This is a genomic window from Chryseobacterium aquifrigidense (assembly GCF_006716485.1).
Lineage (GTDB): Bacteria > Bacteroidota > Bacteroidia > Flavobacteriales > Weeksellaceae > Chryseobacterium > Chryseobacterium vietnamense.
Map to the genome: position 1 here is coordinate 106,248 of NZ_VFPD01000001.1, position 13,307 is coordinate 119,554.

At 35.6% G+C, this 13,307-nt stretch carries 14 protein-coding genes and 1 tRNA gene; 8 read left to right on the forward strand and 7 right to left on the reverse strand.

Going from position 1 to position 13,307, the window contains the following annotated elements; genetic code table 11:
* The first annotated feature begins 292 nt into the window (after window positions 1–292).
* The 4 genes from FB551_RS00520 (at window position 293) to FB551_RS00535 (ending at window position 2,964) form a co-directional block, all read left to right on the forward strand.
* Window positions 293–366: transfer RNA gene (locus FB551_RS00520), tRNA-Asp, on the forward strand.
* Between the two features lie 234 nt (window positions 367–600).
* Complete coding sequence (locus FB551_RS00525) at window positions 601–888, forward strand: hypothetical protein (RefSeq protein ID WP_047433007.1); 288 nt, start codon at window positions 601–603, stop codon at window positions 886–888.
* 9 nt (window positions 889–897) lie between these two features.
* Window positions 898–1,737, forward strand: a complete 840-nt coding sequence (locus tag FB551_RS00530; RefSeq protein WP_142013964.1) for an XAC2610-related protein — start codon at window positions 898–900, stop codon at window positions 1,735–1,737.
* Window positions 1,738–1,923: 186 nt separating this feature from the next.
* The gene (locus tag FB551_RS00535) at window positions 1,924–2,964 is read left to right on the forward strand and encodes a L,D-transpeptidase (RefSeq protein WP_185150193.1); all 1,041 of its coding nucleotides are present in this window, start codon (window positions 1,924–1,926) and stop codon (window positions 2,962–2,964) included.
* On the opposite strand, the gene FB551_RS00540 is transcribed toward FB551_RS00535, so the two are convergent.
* From FB551_RS00540 to FB551_RS00550, 3 genes are all read right to left on the reverse strand, one after another.
* On the reverse strand, window positions 2,957–3,484 hold the full coding sequence (locus FB551_RS00540; protein WP_142013969.1) for a hypothetical protein: 528 nt from the start codon (window positions 3,482–3,484) through the stop codon (window positions 2,957–2,959). The genes FB551_RS00535 and FB551_RS00540 overlap by 8 nt on opposite strands.
* A gap of 4 nt (window positions 3,485–3,488) precedes the next feature.
* On the reverse strand, window positions 3,489–4,808 hold the full coding sequence (locus tag FB551_RS00545) for a PDZ domain-containing protein (protein ID WP_142013972.1): 1,320 nt from the start codon (window positions 4,806–4,808) through the stop codon (window positions 3,489–3,491).
* 119 nt (window positions 4,809–4,927) lie between these two features.
* Window positions 4,928–5,566 carry an alpha/beta hydrolase gene (locus FB551_RS00550; protein ID WP_142013974.1) on the reverse strand — a complete coding sequence of 213 codons (639 nt, stop codon included), beginning with the start codon at window positions 5,564–5,566 and terminating at the stop codon, window positions 4,928–4,930.
* A gap of 245 nt (window positions 5,567–5,811) precedes the next feature.
* Here FB551_RS00550 and FB551_RS00555 point away from each other — a divergent pair, with 245 nt between their 5' ends.
* Window positions 5,812–6,243, forward strand: a complete 432-nt coding sequence (locus FB551_RS00555) for a hypothetical protein (protein WP_226798587.1) — start codon at window positions 5,812–5,814, stop codon at window positions 6,241–6,243.
* 45 nt (window positions 6,244–6,288) lie between these two features.
* Here the strand turns inward: FB551_RS00555 and FB551_RS00560 are convergent, their stop codons facing one another.
* Together FB551_RS00560 and FB551_RS00565 are read right to left on the reverse strand one after the other, a co-directional pair.
* Window positions 6,289–6,927, reverse strand: a complete 639-nt coding sequence (locus tag FB551_RS00560; protein ID WP_142013977.1) for a response regulator — start codon at window positions 6,925–6,927, stop codon at window positions 6,289–6,291.
* Window positions 6,917–8,890 carry a tetratricopeptide repeat-containing sensor histidine kinase gene (locus FB551_RS00565; RefSeq protein ID WP_142013980.1) on the reverse strand — a complete coding sequence of 658 codons (1,974 nt, stop codon included), beginning with the start codon at window positions 8,888–8,890 and terminating at the stop codon, window positions 6,917–6,919. The genes FB551_RS00560 and FB551_RS00565 overlap by 11 nt, the downstream gene beginning before the upstream one ends.
* 200 nt (window positions 8,891–9,090) lie before the next feature.
* Between FB551_RS00565 and FB551_RS00570 the strand changes: the two genes are divergently transcribed.
* Entirely contained in the window at window positions 9,091–9,507 is a 417-nt protein-coding gene (locus FB551_RS00570) for a hypothetical protein (protein WP_047432990.1), read from the forward strand.
* Window positions 9,508–9,575: 68 nt separating this feature from the next.
* Here the strand turns inward: FB551_RS00570 and tyrS are convergent, their stop codons facing one another.
* A complete protein-coding gene (tyrS, locus tag FB551_RS00575) occupies window positions 9,576–10,871 on the reverse strand; it encodes a tyrosine--tRNA ligase (RefSeq protein ID WP_142013983.1) in 1,296 nt (431 codons plus the stop codon).
* Between the two features lie 126 nt (window positions 10,872–10,997).
* Between tyrS and FB551_RS00580 the strand changes: the two genes are divergently transcribed.
* Window positions 10,998–11,558 (forward strand): RNA polymerase sigma factor, encoded by a 561-nt coding sequence (locus FB551_RS00580; protein WP_079240799.1) that lies wholly within the window; start codon window positions 10,998–11,000, stop codon window positions 11,556–11,558.
* Between the two features lie 97 nt (window positions 11,559–11,655).
* Here FB551_RS00580 and FB551_RS00585 read toward each other — a convergent pair whose 3' ends face one another.
* The gene (locus tag FB551_RS00585; protein ID WP_226798588.1) at window positions 11,656–12,288 is read right to left on the reverse strand and encodes a hypothetical protein; all 633 of its coding nucleotides are present in this window, start codon (window positions 12,286–12,288) and stop codon (window positions 11,656–11,658) included.
* A 115-nt stretch (window positions 12,289–12,403) separates the two neighbouring features.
* On the opposite strand from FB551_RS00585, the gene lipA reads away from it, so the two are divergent.
* On the forward strand, window positions 12,404–13,270 hold the full coding sequence (lipA, locus tag FB551_RS00590; protein ID WP_142013988.1) for a lipoyl synthase: 867 nt from the start codon (window positions 12,404–12,406) through the stop codon (window positions 13,268–13,270).
* Window positions 13,271–13,307 lie beyond the last annotated feature (37 nt).

Consider the following 13,307-nt stretch of genomic DNA (forward strand, 5'->3'; position numbering starts at 1 on the left):
AGTGCAAGTAGGTATTTGTTCAGTTATTTTTTACAGATACCATCATAAGAGTGGGCAGAAAATACTAAATATCGGATGAATATTAAAAAAAAGTTGATTGTTACTGTAGAAGAAAAATTACCTGAATTTTGAAGGATAAGCTCTTAAAAAGCTTTTACAGTAAGAAATCTTATTTTTTTGTATTTGACAATCTGTACCTTAATAAAAGCTTTGAAAGAAAAGGAATGCGTTTCTTTGGAAAAGCTAAAAAAAACTATATATTTGCACCAGTTAAAAAGCAACTACCTTAATTGATCCGGTAGTTCAGCTGGTTAGAATGCCGCCCTGTCACGGCGGAGGTCGCGGGTTCGAGTCCCGTCCGGATCGCAAAAAGTCTTCTAGAAATAGAAGACTTTTTTTTATTTATACTTTCATGGGAAAATACAAAGGTTTCTGCTGCCTCTGTTTTTTCATTTTTTACGATTACAGATGGAAAGGTTGGCAGAGAAAAAGTCATTGTTTTTCTGCTTATGAATCTGCCGTGGCTGGCTTTTTGGATGTTTTATTATAACAGATTGAGCATCCGTCTTAATATAACCAAACGTTAATACCATATTAATCATGAAAAAACAATTTCAAAACTGGACTCTCTTTTTTATATTAGGAATCATTGCGATAATTGCGGGATTGATTGCTTCTGTTATTCTGATGACAGGAGTTTCTGCCGCTGATGGATTGTTCGGAATGTATATTCTTTTCAGCCTGATTCCAATATTACTTGTGATTATCATAGACCGGATTTCCGTATGGAAATTCGGAAATAAAAACGTCAATAAAGTTCAGTTTTCACTACTGCTGTTGATCGTATTCTTATGGATGATTAGATTTGTAGTGAATCTGATTATGTAAATTATTCTTATGAAAAAATTATTGCTAGTCTGTATGACCCTTTTTTCAGTTGCGATCTATGCCCAGCCTTTTACATTAAAGTCTGTAGGAGAAGCAAAAGAATTCAGACTGAAGCTTTATTACGGAACTCAGGGTAAAGGAGCGTTTGTACAATATTCCGGAAAGAAAGAAATTATTCCCTTACAGATAAAAAGTTTTAAAGTAGATGACAGCGGAAGAAGTGACGGACAGCCGGATATTAATTATTACGTCTGGAATGAAGAAATTGATGGTAAAGTCACCGGAATATATACCTTCGAAATGATGCATCATACGGCTTCAAACATTACTTATATAAGAACAAAAGACAATAGAAAGTTTACGATGGAGATGATTGAGGATGAAAAAAAATATGACGGAGGCAATCAATATCTTCTTCATGATGTGATTCTTACCTTTAATCATTTTTATAACAATCATCTTATTATTACTTATCCTGATGGAAAAAAGACAGCTACAGAACTTCCGGCTCCGGATACACCTTCTTTTGCCAGACAGAGTATTATAGAAGACTATAATTTTGACGGTTACGATGATATCGCATTTTCTGTTCCAGACGATGGAATGGGCGTTTACAGGATGTTTGAAATATATCTGTATCATCCCCAGAGTATACGTTTTGAAAAGCTCAGAGAACCGGATTATTCCCACTCAAGCTGTTCCTGCTTATGTGATGTCACTGTAGAAAAAGATAAGAAACTTTTAATAACAGGATGCAGAGGCGGGGCACGATGGCATCAGGATGTTTACCGATTTAGCAAAAAAGGAAATTTAGAATGGATTTCTACAAGAGAAAATACTGATGAATAATTTTTATTTTCAATCGTTGGAAATACCTTTAAAACCTATTATTTTTTTTGAGAATGTTAAGGATAACTCCTCATTTACAGTGATAAAGCCCCCGTTTTTTTACGGTATTTTTAAGATTGTCTTTTAGGATTCAAATTTAGGTCTGATATTTGTACTGGGTAGCCAAACTAAATGGCCGATTTATTTATGAAAAACATATCTGTGAAAAAATCCTTTTTTTATGCCTGCTTATGCGTTTTTTCTCTTGTCTCCTGTAAAAAGGAAATAGAAAAAATAAGTGATACTTTTAAAGATACTGTTTCTTCTTCGGAAGTTTCGGAGGTAGAAAAGGATTCTATAAAGAAAGATTCTGTTCCTGTAGTAAAAAAAGAATCCGTTCCGCCTGTCATGCAGGAGAATGGTTTTTATAATGCTTTTGTTCTTCCAAAAGATAAAAAAATGCGTGATTCTGTTTATGCAGAATTCAGCAAGAAGTATAGTGTAGAGGAAAGAACAGCTATTTTAGCCTTAAACAGATTAGATTCTAAAAGTAAATGGAATGCCGATACATTGGTAGTCCCTGCGAAAATAGATACAACATTGATGGCGTATTCGCCATTTCCAATGCAGCTGGATGTATTAAGCGGAGTGAAAAAGTTTGTCATTTTCTCATATCCTATACAGGCTTTTGCGGTATACTCTAATGGAAGCCTTGTAAAATGGGGTCCGACAAGTATGGGGAAAAAATCAGCCCAGACCACAAGGGGACTTACTTTTGCCAACTGGAAAAAGAAACTGGCTATTTCCACCGTGAGCAGCGAATGGAAACTGCCCTATAATTTTAATATCCACAACATAGGAGGGATAGGGTGGCATGAATATACACTTCCCGGATATCCTGCCTCACACTCATGTTTACGATTGCTGAGAAAAGATGCCCAATGGCTGTATTCCTACGCAGATACCTGGATTCTGAATCCCGGTGGTGCTACCACTAAAGCCAGAGGTACAGCAGTAATGGTATTCGGAGATTATAAATGGGGAGGAAGAAAACCATGGAGAAATCTTTTGGATGATCCTAATGCCAACAATATTTCCGTTGAAGAATTGACGAAACTTTTAGAACCAGACGTTCCGAAGATGCTTAAAGAACAAAGCAACAGAGAAAAAGTGGCAGATTCTATCAAAGCAGCCAAAGCAGCAGCACCTATTCAGAATGAAAAGCCTGTAGAACCTCTATCTAATTAATTTTCTTTTCAAACTGTAACGTAGATTCTTCAGCAAACTTTCTAAGCTTAAGCATTTCCTCTTTACCTTTATGTTGTCCGAATCTGGCAGCAATATACGTAAGAAGAATAAAAAATAACATGATAAAAGAAGCGCTCAGTGCCCAGGGGTATTCGGCGCTTTTTATTTGCTTTTCTACATAATACATAGTGAAAAAGGTCATCCAGAGAATAGAAAAAGAAAAATAAAGAAACATAAAGAATGTCCACACAGCAGAACTTGGACCAAATACTCCGCGTATTGCCGTATGCTCATCCTCCATTTCTATCCGTAAGGCAAGACAGGGTTTCCAGTAGTTATCATATTCTGTTTTTATCCAGATCGTAGCCACTTCTTTATTGATGTTTCCTGAAAACTCATCTTTATGCTCTTCCATATATTTTTTCAGATTTTCAGCATACTCTTCCTTGGTAAGATGCGTAAACATTTTAAATCTGGGTCTGGTTCTTATTCTGTCTAAGGTGGTTTCTTCAGTATTCATATGATTATTCTTGATATGGAATAGGATCTTGAAGGGTAAAACTTAGCATAAGTTTTTCATTTTTCCTTTGAATCAGCATATTGATAGTCCGGCCTTCATTAGATTTCATAAGTTCTACAATTTTCTCCAGTGTCATCTCAGAAGTCTGGTCTCCATTAATACTTAAAATTCTGTCATCCTTTTTAAGGCCTGCTTCATAGGCCGGAGAATCTTTTCTTACTCCGGCAATGGAAAATATAGGTTTTAAACTGAATTTATATTGAAATGCATCTTTATAGGCACCGTTTACGATAGTTGTAGATTTTTGGGTTTCAATATTTATTCTGTCTTGCTGCCATTCCAGTCCGTCCTGTTTGAAATCCAATCCGCTCATATTAAAATGAAAAGGATCATTAAAGTATCTGTTTCTTTTCAAATATAACCTTTTGTTGGGATAATCAAAAATCACTGTAAACCTGCGCATAATTTCACTGCCTATGGAACCTTTTCTGTTTTCCACTAAATTAACGTGCTGTATAGAGAATTCATCCGGCATTGAAGTAAGAGGTTTTTCAAACTTAAAATTTCCAAGGTAAAAATTATGAATACGGCTTCTTTTACCATAAATATCTCCATTGAAACCACGGCCGAGAAAATCATCAATATTAGGTCTGTTATAAACAAAATTTTTAATAAGAGTGGGGAAGAGCCATATCGCATCACTGTTTCCAAGATCAATCAGCAGTTTTGAATCTTTCTTTTCATTTGTCATTTCTACACCTGCATACAGATAGGGTTTATCTCTTTCAATGGTAATGGGGAATTCTTCAAATTTTCTGATTTTCTTTTCTGAAAGAGCTGCATTTTCAAACACAGTTATTTTCTTGGATGAATAATCAATATATATAGGGTGGTTTTTGAAGAAATGATATCCGATCACTCCGTTTACAGGAATTCCTACGTGTGGAGAAATGTTGAATTCTTCATCAATAATGATATAAAGAGACATAGTGGTATTGATGATCCCATCACCTATTTTACCAATATTGCGTTCGGACTTCAGCCCATCAATACTTAAGCTACCGCCAAGGCCGGAAAATTTGACTTTTTCAACATTGCTTAGCTTCACTTCTTTGTTTTCCAGGCTAAAAAGAATGGTTTCAGAAACTCCCGTATCCAGAAGAAACGTAAGTTCAGCACCATTTATATTGATCGGAATAAAGATAAGATTGTTGATAAATTGAAAAGGAATAACTGCTTTTTTAGTATTGATCAGTTCAAAAGTATTCTGGGCATTTACAAAAATGCTTAGAAATAATCCCAGTAAAAGCAATTTAAATTTCATTTACTGAATTTAGTGATTTTATCTTTATAATAATAAAAAAACATTCCAAAAGCTGGAATGTTTATATAAACTACAATGAAGTAGTGTTTTTTATTGAATTTGTTCTAAAACGGTTTTATTTACTTTGAAAAGAAGTCCATTAAATCCATATAATTCTTCTGATTGACCCCATGCCCGCTCATATATTCTCTGAAAGTGAAGTAGCAGCTAAGATCATAAAGAAGATCTGCCGCTTTTCTTCCCCATTCAAGTGGAATTACAGCATCGTCCGTACCGTGAGAAATGAAAAAACGAAGTCCCTCCAGTTTCTTTTTATCTTTTACAATACCGTCCAGAATTTTATCTTCGGGATAACTGCTCATACAGGCAACACGACTGAAAAGCTCAGGATGTTTTAAAGCCAAAGCATAACATAATATACCGCCCTGGCTGAAGCCGCAAAGATGAGCTTTACTCTCCGTAAGTCCATAATGGTTGATAATCTTCAGCATACTTTCCAGAACTGCATGTAAAGATTCCTCTGCCTGGGGAACATCGATGAAATTTTCGGGATCATTAAAATTGATATCATACCATGAGTATCCTTCAAATTGAGTATCACGTGGAGCTCTGAAACTTACAATGATCCAGTCATTGGGAAGTGTTTCTCTAAAACTGAAAAGATCCTGCTCATTGCTGCCATAGCCGTGAAGCATAAAAAGAATGGGAGTTTGGGAAGTAATATTTTCCGGCTCTCTTACTAGATAATCTAAATTCATACAGCAAAGATAATTAAATTACCTGCAGAATCTTAACTTTTATTATTCACACAACGAACTTCTGCCACATAATGGTTTATGTGTAAAGATTAATTCTTTGGAGTATATTTTTGAATTTTCCACACGCTTTTTATTTTTATTGATTTGATATTATTTGGAAATCTTTATTGGAAAATTTTCATAAAAGTTATTTTTATATTAATAAAAAACTTATATTTGAAACATTAAAAAATCTATTTGGAGAAATGAAGCAATTTTACAATTCAAAAAGTTTACTTAGACTTTCTTTTTTATTCGTTTTATTATTTTCTGTAATCACCGTTGTTAGTTCTTGTAAAAAAGATGACGATGAAGAATTTCAGGATCATGTGGTTCAATTCGAAGTGAAGACAACTTCCGGAGGAAGTATTATAAGTGTTGTAACACAAGTAGGTACAGCTCAGAATACAATATACAATACTCCGCAGTCTCCTGTAACTTCACCATGGACAAGTGGAGAATTCTTTGTGAATTCCAGCCAGGCACAGCTGAATCTTGATGCTAACGCTTCAATGCCGGATGATAATTCTGAATTGACAATCACCCTTTACATTGATGGTGAGGTGGCAAGAACAGTGAAGAAGAAAGGTAAAGGTGTATTGGTTGCTTCTATTGATTACAGCTTCTTAGAACCGTAAATTACTTTAACATTATAAAAAAAAACCGCTTTTAAAGCGGTTTTTTTATTCTTCAATCAGACGTTGCTGTAACGCTAAGTTGATCAGTTCTGTTGAGTTCTTTGCTTGAAATTTCTGTAGCAGATTCTTACGGTGAGTGTCCACGGTAAGTGGACTTAAAAACAGTTCTTCAGCAATTACATTACTTGTTTTTCCCTGTGCCACCATCTGTAGAATTTGTTTTTCCCTTTTAGTAAGTCTGGGAACAGGAAGATGAGTCTGGGAAGGAAGACTGAGAATCTGTTTGGTTTCATTGCAGAAAACTATATCTCCCGAAAGTGCCCCTCTTATACCTATTACAAGATCATCAATGGACGTGTTTTTGAGAAGATAACCGCTCGCTCCGTTTTGTATAGACTGCATAATAATGCTTCGTTCCGAACGGTTACTGAACATAATCACAGAGGTATTTGGCGATATTTTTTTGATTTCCCTGCAGAGTTCCGTTCCATTAGAATCGGGGAGGGTAATGTCCAGAAGAACAATATCCACCATTTCTGAACGGATGAAACTTAATGTTTCTGCTCCGGATGCAAAACTTCCTGCTACATTAAAGAAAGGCTGGCTTTTCAGCATCATTCGTAGTCCTTCAATAACAATAGGATGATCATCTACAATAACAATATTTATTTTTTCATTCTCCATGGATGTTGAGTTCTATATTAATTGTTGTTCCCTGATTATCAGAACTTATTTCCATTTTTCCTTTCAGGTAGTTGACTCTGTTTTTCAGATTACGAAGTCCCATACTTTTGGTAGTGTTTTCTATATTTTTATCGAATCCTTTTCCGTTATCTTCAATCGTTATCAGAAAATTCTCGCCGGATTGTGAGCATTGAAGCAGGATATTGCTGGCCTCGGCATGTTTTACAGCATTGGCCAATAGCTCCTGTACAATTCGATAGATATTAAGCTGGACATTTAAAGGTAATTTCTTTTCAATATCAATAGCCTGAAAATCAATTTCAAGGTTTTTTCTGTTGTAAAATTCACACAGGTCGAGTATAGCGGTTTCCAAACCAAAATTAAGCAATGATTCAGGCATTAAGTTTCTGGCTACATGCCGGAGTTCACTTACAGAGCTGTCCAGCTGTCCCAGTATCTTATAAAACTCCTGATCTTTTTCAGGGTGCAGGTGGTTGGAAGACCAGGTAGAAAAATTGATCTTTACTCCGGCAAGCATTCCTCCCAGACCATCATGAAGGTCTCTTGCAATACGTTCTCTTTCCCTTTCTTCACCGTCAAGAATGGCTTTGGTTAACGATAATTCTTCCTTTTGCTTAATATCATTGATTCTCTGTTCGTTTATTTTTTTGTTTTTTCTGAAAATAATAAACAGGAAGATCAGAAGACTTAATGCCAGTAATAAAACAAGACCCATTCCCCACAAATAAGAGTTCTTCTTGTTTACTTCCAGATCTTTTTGATTTTTCTCAGCATTTAAGGTTGCTATTTTTCTTTCTTTCTCAGCGGTATTGAATTTAGATTCAAGTTTGTTGATTTCAATTTTTACATTCTCTGTATTAAGGCTGTCATTCAACCTGGAGTATTTCTGTTCCCATATCAGCGCTTCTTTGGTATCTCCCGATTCTTCATTAAGTAAAGAAAGCTGTTTGTAAAAGGTTTTTCTGTTATTAAGATCAATAGCTAAAGATTTTTCTTTTAAAACATCTTCCAGGGTAGTCTTGGCCTCCTTATACCTTTTAAGTTTCTTTAAAATATCAAACTTGTTGAAATAAAACATTTGAGCCAGAAGATTCTGATTGTACTTTCTGGTATAAAAAATTCCCTTTTCTATCACAGGAAGTGCTTCTTCATTTTTTTGGCGGGTAATATACAATAAGGTTTTACTGTAATAATAAAATGCATTGGATGAAGATTCAGGATATGCTTTGATAAGTTTTTCAGCTTTACGCAGATACTTTTCCGCTTCATCTCCATGGGCCTGATAACAGAAATTGTTGGCAGCATTGAGATAGGTAAAAAATAACTCAGCAGAATTGGGGTAGTTTTTTTCAAGGATTTCCAGGGCTTTGTTATTGTAATCCTCAGCTTTTTTAAACTGAGCATTATAAGTAAGAATAACCGCAAGCTGAGTATATAGAAATCCTAAATTCCTGCTGTTTTCATATTTTTCAACCAGTGGGATACTTTTTTCAAGCATTATCTTGACCAAAGGAATATAACCCTCTTTATCCTTTTGAGAAACTCCGTAGCTGTACCACGCGAGTGCCTGAAAGAAATCAGACTCTTCATTTTTGAACTTCGATAACGATTGTATCGCCTGTTGATAGGAAGCCGCAGCTTTCTTCTTATTCCTGTCCAGATTATATTGTCCTTCGTAATAATAATATTTTGCCGAAATAAAAGGATTGTTTTGAGCCAGTATTTTCCCTTTTGCAAGATATTTTTTACTTAAAACGGAATCACTGTTCCTGTAATAATTTGATAAAAGGAATGAAGCGGTTGCTTTTGATGTATCGGGATAAGTTCCTTTTGTAATGTTTTGTAAGCTGTCTATATAAGATTTCTCATTAAGCGGAATGATTTGTTGGGATTGTAACGCAAAAGACAAAAACAGGCTTAACAGGACAAGTAATCTCTTCATTATGGATCGATTCTGTAGAATATTTTTTTAAACGCTCAATTTAACTAAAAATTTTAGCATAAAAAATACCTGAATTTAGGTAGAAAAAATTACTGGTTTTTAAGGATTGATAGACGTAGGTGATGCTCATAGCTTTGCAAACATCAAATCATGAATCATAGAATATTCAATATAGTAACTAAAATTTAAACAAAAAGATTATGAAAAAAATGAGAATGAATCAGCTGTTAAGAGGAGCATTTGTTGCAGTAATAGCAGCAATGTTTATTGGATTTACGGCTTCATGCAGTAAAGATAACGATGACAATGAGAATGGAGCAGGGAAAAGTCATAAAGTGGTTTTTAAAGCAATCGCTTCTTCAGGAAGTAATATTGATGTAGCGGTGTACGGAATTGACGGTAACCCAACTACAGCATCAAGTCTGAGCGGATCAACATGGTCCAGCCCTGAAGTGACATCAGAACCCGGAGCATACAGTGCCAATGTTGCCGTAAACGCAGTTGGACCGAATGCTTCTGCAACTTTGAAGGTTCAGATCTGGGTAGACGGAGAGTTGAAGAAAGAAGGAACTTCCAGCGGACAATATCTGTCAGCTTCTACAAGCTATACATTTTAATATTAAATTATTTAGGACAAAAAAGCGGCGCTGAGATCATTCTCAGCGCCGCTTTTATATATATTCTACTAGTTTGCTTTTACAATAAAGTAGCTTTTCTTACCTTTTTGTAATAATAAGAACTTACCATCGATAAGATCTGTTTCATTAGCGGTAAAAGTATCATTCACTTTTTGCTTGTTGACAGAGATTGAATTTCCTTTGATCTCTCTCTGAGCTTCACTCTTAGATTTTAAGAACCCTGATTTTTCAGAAAGAAGATCAATAATATTTACTCCTAAAACATCAGCTTTTGCAATTTCTTTCTGAGGAACCCCGTCAAAAACTTCAAGGAATGTTTCTTCATCAAGACTTACAAGATCTTCAGCAGTAGAACGGCCGAAAAGAATTTCAGAAGCTTTAAGCGCTTTTTCATACTCTTCTCTTCCATGTACCCAAACTGTAACCTCTTCTGCAAGTTTCTTCTGTAATTTTCTTTCGTGGGCAGCTGTTTTGTGCTCTTCAATTAAAGCCTCAATTTCTTCTTTTCCTAAGAATGTGTAGAACTTGATAAATCTTTCAGCATCCTCATCAGTAGCATTCAGCCAGAACTGGTAGAACTTGTAAGGAGAAGTTTTCTTTTTATCCAGCCAGTAATTTTCACCGCTCTCAGACTTCCCGAACTTCGAACCGTCTGCCTTGGTAATCAATGGAACTGTTAATGCAAATGCCTCACCCTGAGCTTTTCTACGGATCAATTCTGTTCCTGTAGTAATATTTCCCCACTGGTCAGAACCTCCCATCTGCAGCTTCACATTGTTGTTTTGGTATAAATGTAGGAAATCATATCCCTGGATAAGCTGGTAGGTAAATTCTGTAAAACTCATTCCGTCTGCCCCTGATTCTCCAGAGAACCTTTTCTTTACAGAATCTTTAGCCATCATATAGTTGACCGTGATATTTTTCCCGACATTTTTAGCAAAATCAAGGAAAGAAATATTCTTCATCCAGTCGTAATTGTTCACTAACTCAGCTTTGTTAGGCTCGTTTCCTTCGAAATTTAAAAATTTTGAAAGCTGATTTTTTAAACAGTCAACATAGTGTAAAAGAGTTTCCTCATCCAAAAGATTTCTTTCAGCAGATTTCCCGGATGGATCACCAATCATTCCTGTTGCACCTCCCACCAAAGCAATGGGCTTGTGGCCATGCAACTGGAAGTGAGCCAAAATTTTTATCTGGATAAGACTTCCGATATGTAAAGAATCGGCGGTAGGATCAAAACCAATATATGCAGTAGTTACCTCTTTATTCAGTTGTTCATCGGTTCCTGGCATCATATCGGCAAACAGACCACGCCATTTCAGTTCTTCTATAAAGGAATTCATTGATTTTTAACTTTAATTTTAAGTTGCAAAGATAGTAAATTCATAAGTATTAAGGGTAAAGCCTTTTTACCATTTTACCTTTCCTATACTTTGTTTTTCAGCCCAAATAATCTATATTTGTTATTAATGAACGACGAACAGCTATTCCTGCTCATCCAGAAGGCCAAGGACAAAGACCAGAAGGCCCAGACTAAACTCATCAATATTTTTTGGGTGGATGTTTTCTCTTTTGTCATGAAAAAGGTAAGAGACGAAAATGATGCTGATGAAATTACAGTGAATGTTTTTTCAAAAGTATTGTCGAAACTGGATATGTTTGATCCTCATTTTCAGTTTAAAACCTGGATACTGACTATTGCCCAGAATACCGTTATTGATTTTTGGAGAAAGAAAAACCGGGACAATGAAGACGCCGTGGAAAACCTTGATGAGGTCAAAAACCAATATGCAAAATCTCCCGAAGAACTGTTGATTTCTGAAGAAGAACAAAAGAAGATCATCAAAACCATAGAATCCCTGGATGCTAATTATCAGGACATCATTAAGCTGAGATTTTTTGAAGAAAAAAGCATCAAAGAAATTGCTGATGAACTGGGAATCTCCGTTGCCAATACCAAAGTAAGGGTAATGCGTGCCAAAAAAGTCTTAGCCGAGTTGTTGAAGAATAATGAATTTGATGATCATTAAACCAATACTATTCAATAGAAACGGGTTTAAACCCGTTTACTAAAAAATACGAATTCAAAATTGGCTTTAGCCCAAACTTATATCCCACAACTTTTATTTAAAAATAAACCTCTTCCTTTGTTTTCGGAAGAACTATTTTTTGCTGCTTTTCCTGATTCCTGTTTTGCAGATTGATCTTTAGCCCCTTTTTAATATAAGTTTCCTTTAAAGATTTACCATACTCAGCAGTATTCTCAACCTCTTTTGAATAGTTCAGCTGCCCCGTTGAAAGATTAAAATCAACATCTTTCCAGTAATCTCCAGGTCTTCCCGAAGTAGAAGAAGTTCCTATCAGTTCAAAATGACCGTTCTGAAATCTGTATTTGTCTGTAACATCCCATTTCCAGCTGCTTCCGCCGTTTTGAGAAATGATCAGAATTCCTTTTTCTATTTTAGTTTCTCTGTAAGGATCACCCATCATGCCTCCACCATTGCTTTCCATAACAGCATTTCTGGATTTTTCAAGAACTATCCATGCTCCACCAGCTTTTTTCAGGATCTGAATTTCACGGATGTTTCCCATATCTGTGGTGTCTTTTGTATTGTAAATAATTACTTTTTCAGGAATTTTATCACCATCAAGATCTCCATCTACTGTTTCAATGATGGTAGAACCTGTGGGTTGAAATTGTTTTTGGGCAAGACAAAATGTTCCGCATATCATGGATAAAAAGAAGAATATTTTTTTCATAAGAATATTTTGAAGAGATAAATATACAAAGGAAATCTGAATGATCAATTTCATCAATATATCCGGTTGATGGTTTCCATTAAAAAATCCTTAACTTTGAACTTCAATTTTAGAAATGGAAAATTCAGTTCAAGACACTACCGTTCAAAAACCAAAATGGATCCGCGTAAAACTTCCTACCGGAAAGAATTACAGAGAGCTGAGAACTTTGGTTGATAAATATAAATTAAATACCATTTGCCAAAGCGGAAGCTGCCCGAACATGGGAGAATGTTGGGGTGAAGGTACAGCTACTTTCATGATTTTAGGAAATATCTGTACAAGAAGCTGTGGATTCTGTGGTGTAAAAACAGGAAAACCGCTTGATGTAAACTGGGATGAACCTGAAAAAGTAGCAAGATCCATCAAATTAATGAAGATCAAACATGCCGTTCTTACTTCTGTAGACCGTGATGATCTGAAAGATATGGGATCTATTCTTTGGGGAGAAACAGTGAATGCTGTAAGAAGAATTTCTCCGGGAACAACTATGGAAACTCTGATTCCGGATTTCCAGGGACTTACAAAACATCTTGACAGATTAGTAGAGGTAGCTCCTGAAGTGATCTCTCACAACATGGAAACCGTAAAACGTCTGACCAGAGAAGTAAGAATCCAGGCAAAATATGAAAGAAGCCTTGAAGTATTAAGATATCTGAAAGAAGCGGGACAAAGAAGAACCAAAACAGGAGTAATGCTTGGATTAGGTGAAACTAAAGATGAGGTTTTCCAGACAATCGAAGATATCCGAAACGCTAATGTAGATGTAATCACACTTGGACAATATCTGCAGCCGACGAAAAAACATCTTCCGGTAAAGAAATTTATCACGCCTGAAGAATTTGATGAGTTCGGGGATTTTGCAAGAAGTTTAGGTTTCAGACACGTGGAAAGTTCTCCACTCGTAAGAAGTTCTTACCACGCAGAAAAACATATTCATTAAAATATAGACCGTTCAGCAATGAACGGTTTTTTGTTTT

What these genes read in the sequence shown, in the direction of transcription:
- FB551_RS00585 (WP_226798588.1), bottom strand. Translation starts at nt 12,288, where the DNA reads ATGAAAAAAATATTCTTCTTTTTATCCATGATATGCGGAACATTTTGT.
- FB551_RS00580 (WP_079240799.1), top strand. Translation starts at nt 10,998, where the DNA reads ATGAACGACGAACAGCTATTCCTGCTCATCCAGAAGGCCAAGGACAAA.
- lipA (WP_142013988.1), top strand. Translation starts at nt 12,404, where the DNA reads ATGGAAAATTCAGTTCAAGACACTACCGTTCAAAAACCAAAATGGATC.
- FB551_RS00530 (WP_142013964.1), top strand. Translation starts at nt 898, where the DNA reads ATGAAAAAATTATTGCTAGTCTGTATGACCCTTTTTTCAGTTGCGATC.
- FB551_RS00565 (WP_142013980.1), bottom strand. Translation starts at nt 8,890, where the DNA reads ATGAAGAGATTACTTGTCCTGTTAAGCCTGTTTTTGTCTTTTGCGTTA.
- FB551_RS00535 (WP_185150193.1), top strand. Translation starts at nt 1,924, where the DNA reads ATGAAAAACATATCTGTGAAAAAATCCTTTTTTTATGCCTGCTTATGC.
- FB551_RS00540 (WP_142013969.1), bottom strand. Translation starts at nt 3,484, where the DNA reads ATGAATACTGAAGAAACCACCTTAGACAGAATAAGAACCAGACCCAGA.
- FB551_RS00570 (WP_047432990.1), top strand. Translation starts at nt 9,091, where the DNA reads ATGAAAAAAATGAGAATGAATCAGCTGTTAAGAGGAGCATTTGTTGCA.
- FB551_RS00555 (WP_226798587.1), top strand. Translation starts at nt 5,812, where the DNA reads ATGAAGCAATTTTACAATTCAAAAAGTTTACTTAGACTTTCTTTTTTA.
- FB551_RS00550 (WP_142013974.1), bottom strand. Translation starts at nt 5,566, where the DNA reads ATGAATTTAGATTATCTAGTAAGAGAGCCGGAAAATATTACTTCCCAA.
- tyrS (WP_142013983.1), bottom strand. Translation starts at nt 10,871, where the DNA reads ATGAATTCCTTTATAGAAGAACTGAAATGGCGTGGTCTGTTTGCCGAT.
- FB551_RS00545 (WP_142013972.1), bottom strand. Translation starts at nt 4,808, where the DNA reads ATGAAATTTAAATTGCTTTTACTGGGATTATTTCTAAGCATTTTTGTA.
- FB551_RS00560 (WP_142013977.1), bottom strand. Translation starts at nt 6,927, where the DNA reads ATGGAGAATGAAAAAATAAATATTGTTATTGTAGATGATCATCCTATT.
- FB551_RS00525 (WP_047433007.1), top strand. Translation starts at nt 601, where the DNA reads ATGAAAAAACAATTTCAAAACTGGACTCTCTTTTTTATATTAGGAATC.